Source organism: Pseudomonadota bacterium (assembly GCA_018823285.1).
In the GTDB taxonomy this organism is placed as follows: Bacteria; Desulfobacterota; Desulfobulbia; order Desulfobulbales; family JAGXFP01; genus JAHJIQ01.
Genome location: JAHJIQ010000003.1, coordinates 41,566 through 54,296 on the forward strand (window position 1 = coordinate 41,566; position 12,731 = coordinate 54,296).

At 51.4% G+C, this 12,731-nt stretch carries 11 protein-coding genes; 6 read left to right on the forward strand and 5 right to left on the reverse strand.

Annotated elements, in window-relative coordinates; translation table 11 throughout:
• Window positions 1-36: 36 nt before the first annotated feature.
• Complete coding sequence (locus KKG35_00820) at window positions 37-2,922, reverse strand: SEL1-like repeat protein (protein ID MBU1736660.1); 2,886 nt, start codon at window positions 2,920-2,922, stop codon at window positions 37-39.
• 253 nt (window positions 2,923-3,175) lie between these two features.
• Between KKG35_00820 and KKG35_00825 the strand changes: the two genes are divergently transcribed.
• Both KKG35_00825 and KKG35_00830 read left to right on the forward strand, forming a co-directional pair.
• Entirely contained in the window at window positions 3,176-4,132 is a 957-nt protein-coding gene (locus KKG35_00825) for a hypothetical protein (GenBank protein MBU1736661.1), read from the forward strand.
• A 44-nt stretch (window positions 4,133-4,176) separates the two neighbouring features.
• Window positions 4,177-5,370, forward strand: a complete 1,194-nt coding sequence (locus KKG35_00830; GenBank protein MBU1736662.1) for a hypothetical protein — start codon at window positions 4,177-4,179, stop codon at window positions 5,368-5,370.
• Window positions 5,371-5,450: 80 nt separating this feature from the next.
• On the opposite strand, the gene KKG35_00835 is transcribed toward KKG35_00830, so the two are convergent.
• Entirely contained in the window at window positions 5,451-6,197 is a 747-nt protein-coding gene (locus KKG35_00835; protein MBU1736663.1) for a D-alanyl-D-alanine carboxypeptidase family protein, read from the reverse strand.
• A 255-nt stretch (window positions 6,198-6,452) separates the two neighbouring features.
• On the opposite strand from KKG35_00835, the gene KKG35_00840 reads away from it, so the two are divergent.
• Entirely contained in the window at window positions 6,453-7,451 is a 999-nt protein-coding gene (locus KKG35_00840) for a serine/threonine protein kinase (GenBank protein MBU1736664.1), read from the forward strand.
• A gap of 6 nt (window positions 7,452-7,457) precedes the next feature.
• On the opposite strand, the gene KKG35_00845 is transcribed toward KKG35_00840, so the two are convergent.
• The gene (locus tag KKG35_00845; GenBank protein ID MBU1736665.1) at window positions 7,458-8,027 is read right to left on the reverse strand and encodes a hypothetical protein; all 570 of its coding nucleotides are present in this window, start codon (window positions 8,025-8,027) and stop codon (window positions 7,458-7,460) included.
• 523 nt (window positions 8,028-8,550) lie between these two features.
• Here KKG35_00845 and KKG35_00850 point away from each other — a divergent pair.
• Entirely contained in the window at window positions 8,551-8,958 is a 408-nt protein-coding gene (locus tag KKG35_00850) for a DUF2914 domain-containing protein (protein MBU1736666.1), read from the forward strand.
• A 145-nt stretch (window positions 8,959-9,103) separates the two neighbouring features.
• On the opposite strand, the gene KKG35_00855 is transcribed toward KKG35_00850, so the two are convergent.
• On the reverse strand, window positions 9,104-9,757 hold the full coding sequence (locus tag KKG35_00855) for a YceH family protein (protein MBU1736667.1): 654 nt from the start codon (window positions 9,755-9,757) through the stop codon (window positions 9,104-9,106).
• A gap of 82 nt (window positions 9,758-9,839) precedes the next feature.
• On the reverse strand, window positions 9,840-10,247 hold the full coding sequence (locus KKG35_00860; GenBank protein MBU1736668.1) for a DDE-type integrase/transposase/recombinase: 408 nt from the start codon (window positions 10,245-10,247) through the stop codon (window positions 9,840-9,842).
• 671 nt (window positions 10,248-10,918) lie between these two features.
• Here KKG35_00860 and KKG35_00865 point away from each other — a divergent pair.
• Together KKG35_00865 and KKG35_00870 are read left to right on the forward strand one after the other, a co-directional pair.
• A complete protein-coding gene (locus KKG35_00865) occupies window positions 10,919-11,713 on the forward strand; it encodes a hypothetical protein (GenBank protein ID MBU1736669.1) in 795 nt (264 codons plus the stop codon).
• 157 nt (window positions 11,714-11,870) lie between these two features.
• The gene (locus KKG35_00870; protein MBU1736670.1) at window positions 11,871-12,614 is read left to right on the forward strand and encodes a PilZ domain-containing protein; all 744 of its coding nucleotides are present in this window, start codon (window positions 11,871-11,873) and stop codon (window positions 12,612-12,614) included.
• Window positions 12,615-12,731 lie beyond the last annotated feature (117 nt).

Here is a 12,731-nt window from a genome sequence, read left to right on the forward strand (position 1 = left end):
ATTTGCGACCGCTCAGACAATTCCTGAAATTAACATTTAATCAGCCAGTTCCCTGATGGTCTGTCGGGCAAACACATTGCCTTTCTTGGCTGCGGTAGCATAGAGTTTTCTGGCCTGGTCGACACTTCTTTTGACCCCGGAACCGGTTTCGTACATATATCCCAGAAAGAAAGCCGCCCGCGAATCCCCCTTTTGAGCCGACCGGTTCCACCATTCAACCGCTTTCATATAATCCTGGTCGACGCCGGTTCCGGTACAATAAAATACTCCGAGGCGATATTGCGCCTCAAGGTCACCTTTTTCAGCTGCCTTCATAATCCATTCAGCGGCCGTCCTGTCCGATTTTTTAACTCCCTCACCATTTGCATAGGCAAGTCCAAGATTGTACTGGGCGGTAACATGACCCTGCTCAGCGGCCTTTGCATACCATTCGGCAGCCTGGGAGCTGTTGCTTTTCACTCCCGACCCTGTCGCATAACTGCGCCCCAGATTATACTGGGCCTCAGCATCCCCCTGTTCAGCCGCCATCTTGTACCATTTGACAGCTTCAGTACGGTTTTCCTTCACATATTTACCCAGGTCATACATCAACCCGAGTTTAAGCTGGGCGGCAGCATTTCCTTTCTGGGCAGACTGACTGAACCACTTCACCGCCTCCTGATCAGACTGTTTGACACCTTTTCCGGAGGCATAACTTTCCCCGAGACTGTACTGTGCACCGGGGTGGTCCTGTTCAGCAGCGGCGCGGAACCACTTCACCGCTTCACCCTGGTTTTTCTTGATGCCGCTGCCGGTAGAAAGACTGAGCCCATACTGGTACTGAGCCTTGGCATTCCCCTGTTCGGCAGCCTTGCCGAACCACTTTGCCGCTCTCCCGGCATCCTTCTTGACTGCTTCCCCCAGACTGTACATCAGACCGATATTGAACTGTGCCCGGGCATCACCCTGCTGGGCGGCGGCCAGATACCATTTTGCCGCCTGGGCAGGATCTTTGCCGACCCCTTTGCCAAGGGTATACATCAGACCAAGCTCATACATGACCCGCTGATCGCCTTTCTCGGCAGCCATTTGGAACCATTTCACAGCCTCGGCATCACTTTTGGCAACTCCCTTACCCAGCCGGTACATGTTCCCCAGCATGAACTGAGAATCCACATGCCCCTGCTCGGCGGCCTTCCTGAACCAGACAACAGCCTCGGTGTCGGACTGATCAACACCGTCGCCCTTCGCCAGACCTTCGCCATATTTGAACTGCGACTCCAGATGTCCTCCCTCAGCCGCCTGCCGGTACCATTTCATTGCGCTTTTTGCCGATTTGGGCGACCCCATCCCCGTCTCATAACTTTCCGCCAGGTTGTATTGGGCTTCCAGATGCCCCTGGTTGGCCGCCTTGCGAAACCACTTGACCGCTTTGGTGGCACTTTTTTCAATCTCCCCACCACCATCCCGGTAGAGTACGCCCAGGTTGAACTGCGCCTTCAAATCACCATTTTCAGCAGCGTTGGCAAGCCACTTCACGGAATCTTTATCAAGGGTTTCGCTGTCGATGGCGGCAAACTTCATATCCAGTTTTTTCCTGGCAAGCGCGTGTCCCTGATCGGCGGCTTTTGTCCACCATTGGGCGGCTTTCCCCTGGTCCTGTTCAACCCCCTCGCCAAAGGCATACATTTTACCAAGCATGTACTGCGCGTCAGGATGCCCCTTTTCAGCCGCTTTTTCAAACCAGCCGGCGGCCCCTTTCAGATCCTTGGACAGCCCCTTGCCGCCGGAAAGCATCGTGCCGATCCGAACCATTGATTCCATATCTCCCAGCGCAGCACCCTTGCTGTACCACTTAAGAGCCTCTTCCTGATCTTCGGGAATCTTTTCGGATCCTTTTTCATGCGCCTCGGCAAGCCTGGAGAAATCTGCCGCACTCCCTCCCAGTGCCGGCATCCTCCAGAGGATGATCGAACCATCTTTGCCCCCTGAAACAAGCCTCCTGCCGTCATCCGAAAATTTTACAGAATTTACGGTCCCTTGATGACCAGCCAGAGCATAAAGGACCTTGCCGCTGTCGGCATACCAGAGAACGACGCCGCCTTTTTCAGTAGCGCCCGCAAGATATGTTCCATCTTTATTCAGATCCAGGTCATGGACCTCACCCCACCACCATTCCCGAAGGTTGTTCTGCTCGGTTCCTGCTTCAACATCCCAGAATCTGACTGAACCATCCTTGCTTGCCGAGATCAGGGTGCTCCCGTCCGGAGAGTAGACAACAGCATAAACCCAGTCGCTGTGCCCTTTAAGATTTTTGACCAGTGCATCCTTCTGGGCATCCCAGATCCGGATATTCGCATCCCAGTTGTCGGAGCTTGCTATGAAATTACTGTCCGGGGACCAGCTCACTCCCAGAATATCGCTCTTTCCTTCCTGATAGGTGGCCATCTCCCGTCCGTTCGAGGCTTTCCAGGTGCGCACCGCATTGTCACCACTGCCGGAGACGATCGTTTTGCCATCTGCGGAATAGGCGATGGAGTTAATCTGCTGGGTATGCCCTTCCATGGTTTCCCGAAGTTTTTCCCTGCTGAAATCCCAAATCTGCAGAACGTAGTTCTTGTCCTTGGTCCGTGCGGCACAGGTCAATCGCTGGCCATCGGGGGCAAACACCACTGCCGTTACTTCCAGGTTATCGCCAAGGTCGTGAAGTTTCTTGCCCGAGTCCGCATCCCAGACCAGCAACTTGCCGTCCAATCCTCCCGAAGCAAGCAGTTTGCCGTCCGGTGAAAAAGCAACCGAGAGGACTTCCCCCTGATGACCGGTGATCACGTTCTGCTGGAAATGGTCTTCAGCCGCCGAGAGGTCGACGGCAAAAACAGAAAGCAGCAACAAAAAAAACATTCCCCGGAATAAAAGGCGCAGACTCACGATAATTTTCCCCATAGCTCTCTTTCCCCTGTCTCCACTTCCCCGAATCCACCTGTGAAAAAACAGCGCTCAATCAAAATTGTTAATCATTTGAATTAGGTACGGCAAGAACATTACTATATATAGCTGAACAAAACCAGTCGTGAATCGTATATTTTAAAATGCAGTAAAAAATTGACAAAAGCCGATTTTTTTATCTAATCTGAGGCGAATAAGGACAAATCAACCCATCCATTTTTCCGGAAAATCTTTCTTCACGAGGCCGAAAATGAAAAAGAACACCATACTCTCCCTGTTTTTCATCTCCCTGCTTGCCCTTTACGGTTGCCAGATCACCAATGCGGCCAGTCAGGAAACGACTACAGCCCAAGCCTATCCCGAGTATAAGGGTCTTCGCTATTCCATTGCCGTTTCCAAATTTGAGAACCAGTCCAACTGGTCCGGCCAATGGGATCTCGGCTCTGCCTGGGGAGCAGTCCTGACCGACTCGCTCAACCAGACGAACCGCTTCATCGTTCTCGGTGAAAAAGACATGCGCCAGGAAGCTATGGAAGAGCAGGATTTCGCCGCAAGCGGCAGGGCTGCCGGCGGCGGCAAAAAAGTCGTTACCGGTCAGATGACCCCCGGCCAGCTTCTGATCAAAGGAGCAATTACCCATTTTGCCGAGGAAACCGGCGGCACGGGAGGCGGAATCGGTTATGCCGGAATCACCCTCGGGGGCCAGATCAGCACCGCTGAAATTAACGTCATGCTGTACATTGTTGACTCATCAACCGGCCAGGTAGTCGCTTCCAGAAAATGTGTCGGCAGCGTCTCGAAAAAAGGGCTGACCGTCGGATTATCCCATGACGGATGGTCGGGAAACCTTGGCGGATTCAAGAAAACCAATGCCGGCAAAGCGGTTGAGCAGGCTGTCGATGAGGGTGTACGTTTTCTGATCTCTCAGCTGGAAGGAATTCCCTGGAGCGGCTCTGTAGTCATGGTCAAAGGCGGAAAGGTATACGTCAACCGGGGCGAGAGGGAAGGTGTCACCCTCGGCCAGAAATTCAAAGTCGGCGAAACAACCACCCTCCGCGACCCCGATACCGGCGAAGTTCTTGACGAAAGCATGGAGACTGCCGGAATGATCGAAGTGATCAGCGTGAAAGACAAACTTTCAATCTGCAAGATAGTTTCGGGGACCGCGATCGCCAAAGGCATGTCGGTCCAGCAGGCGGACATCTGATCTTTCCTTCAATTCCAATTTCGCCCCCTGCACGGACCTTCGTCATGAAGGGCCGTGCAGGATCAACCACTCCCAGAAAAGGTTATCCGCCCATGAACAACCTCCGGACCCTGTTCAGCATCGCTACCGCTCTCTTCTTTATTGTTTTCGCAATCCCGCTTCCTGCTCATGCCGAGGACAGCGCCAAAGAGGTTGTCGCCACCGGCCTTGGCGGAGGTGAACCCGCAAAGGCTCGCGATGCCGCGATCAATGACGCGTTGCGAAAAGCGGTCGAACAGGGGGTCGGAACCTACGTTTCATCGGAGACCCTGGTCCAGCAGATGATGCTCATCGAAGACCGGATATATTCGGAAAGCCGCGGTTTTGTGCAGAAATACGAGATACTGAACGAGAAGAAGGAAGACGGAATCTACGAAGTTAAAATCAAAGCCCTGGTGAAGATGGCCGAACTGGCCAAAGAACTTGAAGCGATCGGGATCATCCTCCGCAAAAAACAGAACCCGAGGGTGATGGTCCTGGTCCACAGCCGGGAGACGAACAGCTCTTTTCTCGGGGTCGAGCTTGAAGGCAACCGGAGTTCGGAAAACCAGCTGGAAAAAATCCTTCTCCAGAAAGGTTTCAGACTGGTGGATGCGTCCCAGACCAGCCGCAAAAAACAACTCTCATCATTGTTGCTGGCCGACAATCCATCTCAGGCCGCAAGCCTCGCGAAAGATTTCGGAGCGGAAATCCTTATCGAGGCGGATGTGCGCCGCTCATTTGTTGATGAAAGAAAGGTCCTGGGCCGGAGCATGCGTTTCTTCACCAATGAGATCCGCCTGAAAGCCCTGGAGACTGACACCGCCAAGATTCTCTATTCAGGTTACGACTCACTTCCCGCTTCCGGAGCCGCCTCCCTGCAGCCTCTTGAGGAAACAACCGGAAAACTTGCCCAGGAGATGGTTACTGCAATCCTTGAGCAGTGGAGCAAGGATGTCTATCAATCCGCAACTTTTCAGATCAATCTTGCCTCAATAAGCTACACCGATCTGAACGCCATCAGCGAGGGGTTACGCGAACTGAGGGGCATGGGGCAGATCCAGACCAGAAGCTTCCAGGGTGGCTCTGCCGTTCTGGAAGTCAGTTTCCAGGGCAGCATCAATGATCTCGCCGATGGAATCAGCGGGTTGAAAGAGCCGAAGCTCAGGGTGACCGGTCTGCAGGCAAATACCATTGAAGTAAAACTTGCCGCCAGATAATCATCTTCAGAAAAAGAAGCCTCTCTTACACCCTTCGGGTATAAGTTTCGTATGAGCAGACAAGCTGCTCAACTTAAGCTTTACCCTTGTTCGCTGTATTTCCAGTGCCAGGGTTCCCAGGCGAACCCTTTCCTGGAAATCCGGGGATAACTCTGCCTGAACGAAAATCTTCCGCCGTTTTTCAGCAGCCATTTTTCCGCCGCCGTTTTAGAAAATGTCCAGTTACTGGGGGTGAGGTCCAAAGTTGTCCCGAGTATATGTTCGGAATATCCGGGCGGAGCAACCCAGCGTGAAATATCGTGAAAAGTCTGCCCTTCAACCAGTTTCTTTTTATAGATCTGTTCCTGGTAGGAAAAACTCCGGTACCCTGAATCAACTTTCAGAATAACCCCGTCCTGTAAAGCCGCTTCCGCCATCTTGACAAAGGCATCCCTGGTTTCACGGGTCACATAGATCTCTCGCTCCTCTTCACCATACTTCCTGGGCAACATTACAAGTTCAAGATTCCGGGGGTTCTGTTCAACAACGATCCGGTGCCCCAGCCAGGGCTCGCCAACTTCATAGCGATCCGAACCGATGACCACATACTCTTTGGGAAAATCCGGAGAACGGTTTTTGCTCCTGCCGTCAAGAACCCGTGTTTTATGCTCTCCGGCGCTGATTATCAGGTCCCCCTTGCCATGTTCACCCGTGGCAAGATCAGTTGCCTTCTCATAGCAACCGGCAAGCAGGCTCGCCGCCATGATCACCGGGATAACAGCCTTGGCAGCAAAATGCCTCCGACCCCGAATCGCCCGGAAGAGATTCTGAAAAAGATTCCCCGTCATATGAATATTCTGTTCCACCTGCAATGAATTGATCCGCCAAGGAAAGCAAACAATATGGGACTTTGTGCCGTTGGGTATCAGAAGTCAGCAGTAAACACCCGGAAGCGAAAGTATTCACATCCTGACGCAGGTGATTTCATTTCTACTTTTCACTCCCGGCATCCTGAGACAAAGAACGCAAGCCGCAACTGTTAATAAATATAAATTAATTTGCTTTTTGATACGACAAGTTATTAGTCTCAGCTCATAACCATTATGAAAGAGACGCAAACAAAGATATTCAGCAACCTGAATCCCGACACCATCCTTGATCTCGCTGAGGAATCCCTCGGGGTCAAATGCAGCGGCATCTGCCGTCCCCTGAACAGTTATATCAATCGGGTATACGAACTTGAAACCCGTGACCGAAAAGGGTTGATCATCAAGTTTTACCGACCTGACCGCTGGTCTGAACAGGCCCTGCTGGACGAACATGAATTCATGCGGGAACTCATCGACCATGACATACCGGTCATCCCTCCTCTGGTCTTGCGACACGGGAACACCCTCGGCAGCTTCTCCGGGGTGAATTTTTCGATATTCGAGCGTAAAGGCGGCAGACTGGTAGATGAATACAATGAGGAGCAATGGCTTGAACTCGGCCGTTTAATGGCAAGAACCCATCTGGTGGGAGAAATCCATGCTTCAAGGGAAAGGATCACGCTCCACCCGGAAAGTTCGACCAGAGCGCATTTGACTTTTCTGACAAAAGGAAATTTCATCCCCGCCGAATCCCTTGCTCTTTTTACCGACACCGCCAATGAACTGATTCGTGAAATAGCACCCTTGTTCAAACATGTAAAATCAATCAGAATCCATGGTGACTGCCATTCCGCAAACATTATCCAGCGGCCCGGGGAATCATTCTTCCTGATCGACTTTGACGACATGGCCCTCGGCCCGACGGTGCAGGACCTGTGGATGCTGCTGCCCGATCACCCGAACCATTGTCTGTATGAAATTGATCTCTTTCTGGAAGGATACGAGACGTTCCGGCCATTTGACCGCCGGGAACTGCAACTGATCGAGCCCCTGCGGGCCATGCGTTACATCCACTTCATCGCCTGGTGCGCGCACCAGGCTGAAGACGGCGCCGGCCCGCCAACCCATGACTGGGGCACCCAATCCTACTGGAAAAAAGAAATCCGGGACCTTCAGGACCAGCTGAAGCTGATCAGAGAAGGCCCGGATCATCAGTATTCTGACCAGGAATAACGAAGATTACCCTGCAGTCGTGCCAAGCAGTTCACCGACCACCGTCTTCACGCAGTCCTTAAAATGGTCTTTCACCACAATTTCGACGACGGTCTTCTGCTTGCTTGCCGGATCAAAAAACTCCAGGCGGTATCCGACCTGCATGATGATCCCCCTGGTTGGCGCCACAATGGTCTCCCGCTCAAGAATGGTCCCGGTCATGATCAGGTCCGGTGCAAAAGAAATCCCCAGCTCACTCTGCATCCTGGAACCACCCATCGCCCTGACGGCGGAAGCTGTCGCTTCAAGGTCCCCATATCTGCCCCCCATGTAGATGTCGGCTCTGAGAGGAGGGTTATTGTTCAGTTCCTGAGCGAAGGCCGCCGCCTCATCTCCCCTGGCGATATAATATGCGCCGGGCGCTTTGGCGAAAGGACCTACCACAAGAATCTTTCTTTCCTGTTTCAGGATGCCGAGATCACCTTCAACAACCCTGAAACTCTTCACCCCCTCGGAAAGTCTCATCATCTGGCCGATGATGGGACCGCAGGACACAACAAGAAACAGCAGGGGCAAGGTTATCAATAATTTTTTCATGGCTGGTCTCCTCTCAATAATCTGTGACATCGCAGACAGTCTCCCCGGCCCGGATCGTGTGGCATGTTTTCACGATGACAGACGAGACAATCCTCGATTGTTTTGGCTTCAATATGATCCCTGGTTGCTCCACGATGCGGTGAAAAAAGCGGGCGCCGCACCGCACAGGCAGAGAGAATCAACAGGACGAACAAAAGGGTAACCCCAAACATTTTTCTATTCATGGCGATCTCCGTGAAAACCTTCTGAAACTTTCACCGTCGGAATACCTACGGCCAGATCATTACTTCATCATGGAATTCTAGATCCCCACTCCTTCCAAAGTCAAGGTGAAAATAATTACTATTTACTAATATTCATTTATCCATAGGCCTGACAAAAACTCTTGACAAAACACCGGTAGAAATAAGAGAATCGACATGCTCCGTTTATTGAGTATAATAAACGGCAACCGGGTACCGGTATAAACTATTTGAATCAATCTGTTCATCTGACAAAAATATCATTCAGGAGGTATTAAAAAATGAGTCCGAGAAAAGCTTTTCAGGTATTGATGTTGCTTTCACTTTCCCTTCTGGTCGCAACCACAGCCTTTGCCCAGGATGAAGCCAGTATGTCGATCAGCCGTCTGGTCACCTGCACCGGAATCGCTGACCGGGAACCTGTCGGTGCGGCCGAATCTTTCAGTGTCGACACCGGAACGGTGTATGCCTTCATGGAAGCCAACGATATCAGTGCCGATGTTGAGCTGAGCTTCGTCTGGCTGCACGAAGGTGACGAAACCGCCAGAATCACCCTGCCGATCAGACAGGGTGGGCGATGGAGAACGTATTCCAGCAAAAAACTTGGTGGCCGGACCGGAGCATGGCGGGTGGAAATCCAGGATCCGTCAGGAGCCGTTCTTTCCTCTGTAGGTTTTACTGTAAATTAAAGCCGAGTTGAGCAGCTTGTCTGCTCGTACGAGACTTATACCCGAAGGGTGAAAGTTCAGGAAAATCATCAGACCGGTCGGTGTTCTGTCCGACCGGTCTGATGCTGTTCTTCCCATAAAGAGAAGCGCCTTGAAAAGAGTCGTCTCATTCAAACTGGGCCTTGAAATCGGAAAAAGCCCCGGCTAACCTGGCCATCTCATCCTTCAATTCCTCCACTTCCTCTTCAAGCTTTTTTATCCGCTCATTTTCCGCCCTGACCTGGATCGTTGCCTGCTCGGGAGCTGCTGCGGATTCAAATGCTTCCAGATCCGGATCCCCCGCCAGAAGATGGCAGAATCGCGCCTCCTTACGCCCCGGCTGCCGTGGAAGTTTCACAACCATCCCCAGATCTGCGAGGGCATCGAGCGTTTCGTTTACCTCCTCCAGAGTTTCAAATTTGTGCATGCGCTCAGACCGGCCCCGGAGTTCACCGGAGGTCTGAGGCCCTCGCAGCAACAGTAAACAGATGATTGCCGCCTCACGGGCGACCAGGTTTTTGGACTTGACCAGCAGCTCCTCATATTTCGGGACTCTGCTCGCATCACTCTGGACCACCAGACGTTTTTCCTTGAGTTCGTCCAGCCCTCTCACCACCACACTCTCATCGAGGGAAAGCACCGGGTTGCGATTGGACTTCTGGTTGCAGGCGTTGGCAAGACCATTCAGGGACAGCGGATAGTATTCCGGCGTGGTCATGGATTTTTCCATCAGGGCGCCCAGCACCCGGCATTCGACATCGTTCAGTTCAAAAGCGGTCATATGGTAATCCTCACATTTTTAATGGGCGTCAAAAGTAGCTCCTAAGCTGCCTGAGCCATTTTTTGGCTGGGAGTTATCCCCTCTATTGCCAAATTTGGCCATTCATTGTTATAGGTTCAAAGCCACCGTGTCGCATACTCTTGCACTTCCTCGATTGAGTCAAGAAGTATTGAGCCAGACAATCATAGCGGACAGTAAGGTTGTAGAGTTCAACATATACGTTTTGCTGCGGTTTACAGGGATGAATATGTCCAAGGCGAATTTCCCGTTTAGCAGCCCATTCAATTATCATGCTGCTGATGTATTCAGGGCCATTGTCACAACGGATTGTCTTAAGCTTGCCACGCCACTCTCTGATCTGCTCTAAAGCACGGATCACGCGCTCGTACGGCAAGGAAAAATCAATCTCAATACACAAGCCCTCTAGGTTGAAGTCGTTAATAACATTGAAATAACGAAAACTCGATCCCCCCGAGAGCTGATTTTCCATCTGAATTCGCGAACCATTCAAAAAAAACTTTGCGGCTGTTTTTCAAAACAGCCGAAATAATTGGAACTGGTTCGTTACCGACATTATATCCCCTTATTACAGAAACAGGTAAAGGAATACCCTCCGGTGTTTGCTTTCAATCGCGAAACCTGTGGTTTCCCCGTACAGGACAAGGGTTTTTCAGGTATTGCCTGAGACCCGCCGCTGAAGTAACAGTGAACTGGTATCCTCTGTTTGTTCCCCCATCCGGAGGATACTGAATGGTCGACCGTCTCCAACCCTGGCAGACGGATGCCTGTCCGGGTGCTCTCAAACCTTTGCGAACGCCAGTCTCGCAAATGGTTTGAGAGCACACTTTTACCGGCGTTCATTTGATCTTAAGCGGCCGGCACAGATTAATTATACAACAGGAATTCACAGTAGTATTGCGTCCGCGGCGCTTCCTGTGCTAATATGAGGCCTGAAATTATCCAGGGGAAAGAAATGTCCGCGCAGTGGGGACTGTGCGCCTGTTGACCATTTCTTTTTAGAATAATTTCATTTTCTTGATCATGGCCTTGCATCAGCTTACAAAATGACCGGAGATTCTCGTTCGGTCAAAGTGCTATTGTTTTATGCTTTCTATGCTGCGGCAAGGGTATTCACAAATTCTTTTTGGGGGCAAAAAGAACATGCAGAACCAAGGCTTCAGCACCTTTGAAAAAAAGGTGTCGGGGGACCCGATCTATGACCAGGATCTGGTCAGATCTCCATGGTCCATCGACATCAGGGATTTTAACAGAATTGACAATCAGAAGATCATCGACAAGACGATAAACGTCATCAAGAATGAACACACTCTGCTGGTCCTCACCTCGGAGGCCGGACATCGATACGGCAACACGATCCTGATCAGACGCGACCTGGAAACACTCTCCATCGACAAACCTCTCGACTTCGACGAAACTTCAATCAATTCCTTCAGGGTTTACTTTCAGGACATCTTCAATGTCTGGAATTTTTTTGAGACCCGAATCATCAGTGACTGCCCGTACTCCCTTTGTGCAACCTACCCGGAGAACATCTACCGGCTGCAGCGCCGCAAATACAATCGGATCATCACCCCGACCGGTACCAGGGCTATTTTCTGGCAAGAAAATCAGTTCCACAGCAGCGGCCTGGTCATGGACATCAGCGCCGCCGGAATGCTGATCTGCACATGCAACAATGAGTCCCAGCTCATGGATGAATCAAGTATCAGCGAAATCGCCATCGCCCTGCCCCGCCACCCTTCAACTAAAAATCTTAATGAAGACGGCCACCTTGTCCTGCCGATCATCCACAAAGGAAGAATTGTCAGGTCCTTCAAGGATGCAGAAACAGAGTGGATGTATCATGGCGTCTCATTCGAAGACAACACTGATGTCCGGGAAAAGCTGAGAGAATTCATCTCTATGCAACAACAGGATAATGACAGGCAAAGATAGAAATCCCCTCCCGATCACCCGACTGAAAAGCCGAGAGAGTGGCGACAGCCATTCCCGCGGCTTTTTTTGTTTTGTGATTGACTCCTCCCTGCCGATTATGGAGAATACGTTATGGGCGTTCTGTAATTCATGACGTCTCACACCATTCGGAGCCTCTATGATCAGTGCAGAAACAACCCGCCCCTGGCGGATCAGCCCCGAAAAATTTACCTCGGCGGATCATCCCGCGACCATTGAAAGAACTCTGCACTCAATCAGTAATGATCGTCTCTTCATGACGATGGTTTCGGGTTTGTACCGATCAGGAGAAACGGTTTTAACCGGTCGCGATGCAAAAAATCTCCTGATCGGCAAACCCCTTGACTGGGAGGAAACAATTTCCTCGGCCAAAGTATACTTCCGCGACAGTTGCAAAGTATGGAATTTCTTCAGGACCAGCGTCATCTGCACCACCCACGATACCATCTACACCTCCCTCCCAGAAAAAATCCATCGTCTGCAAAGACGCCGCTATTTTCGGGTGGCGCCACCGGTTGGCTGCAAAGCCTCTTTCCGGCAGCAGGACATTCAGTTCAGCTCCACCATAGTCAGCGATATAAGCGGCGGCGGGATGCTGATCTCAACAGACGCGGAAAGCCATTGTCCCGACGACCAGGTGAAACTCCGCGACATCACGATCCGGGTACCCACCGGAGAAAACGGCTCCGGCTCCTCCCGGCAGCTGCCCCTGATCAAGGAAGGAATGATCGTCAGATCTTTTACCGACGGGTTTACCAAACGAATATATTTCGGCATCTCATTCCGTGAAGAGCTTGAAGTGGTTGATGCGATCTCGAAATACGTGATCCATCGGGAACAACAGCTCCTCCGGGAAAGAGCCAAACCGCTCAGAAATAGCTGAACCACCCCTCCTTCAGGTCGATTTATTTTCCCACCGGAATTCATGATGAGCACGCAAGCAATCTGCCTCCCTCTCCTGCTTGTCTTAAATTCTGATTTCTGCCATAATGCCCCATTG

Coding starts and splice junctions, on each gene's coding strand:
- KKG35_00845 (MBU1736665.1), bottom strand. CDS start 8,027: ATGAAAAAATTATTGATAACCTTGCCCCTGCTGTTTCTTGTTGTGTCC.
- KKG35_00825 (MBU1736661.1), top strand. CDS start 3,176: ATGAAAAAGAACACCATACTCTCCCTGTTTTTCATCTCCCTGCTTGCC.
- KKG35_00820 (MBU1736660.1), bottom strand. CDS start 2,922: ATGGGGAAAATTATCGTGAGTCTGCGCCTTTTATTCCGGGGAATGTTT.
- KKG35_00855 (MBU1736667.1), bottom strand. CDS start 9,757: ATGACCGCTTTTGAACTGAACGATGTCGAATGCCGGGTGCTGGGCGCC.
- KKG35_00835 (MBU1736663.1), bottom strand. CDS start 6,197: ATGACGGGGAATCTTTTTCAGAATCTCTTCCGGGCGATTCGGGGTCGG.
- KKG35_00870 (MBU1736670.1), top strand. CDS start 11,871: ATGATCAGTGCAGAAACAACCCGCCCCTGGCGGATCAGCCCCGAAAAA.
- KKG35_00860 (MBU1736668.1), bottom strand. CDS start 10,247: ATGGAAAATCAGCTCTCGGGGGGATCGAGTTTTCGTTATTTCAATGTT.
- KKG35_00840 (MBU1736664.1), top strand. CDS start 6,453: ATGAAAGAGACGCAAACAAAGATATTCAGCAACCTGAATCCCGACACC.
- KKG35_00830 (MBU1736662.1), top strand. CDS start 4,177: ATGAAGGGCCGTGCAGGATCAACCACTCCCAGAAAAGGTTATCCGCCC.
- KKG35_00865 (MBU1736669.1), top strand. CDS start 10,919: ATGCAGAACCAAGGCTTCAGCACCTTTGAAAAAAAGGTGTCGGGGGAC.
- KKG35_00850 (MBU1736666.1), top strand. CDS start 8,551: ATGAGTCCGAGAAAAGCTTTTCAGGTATTGATGTTGCTTTCACTTTCC.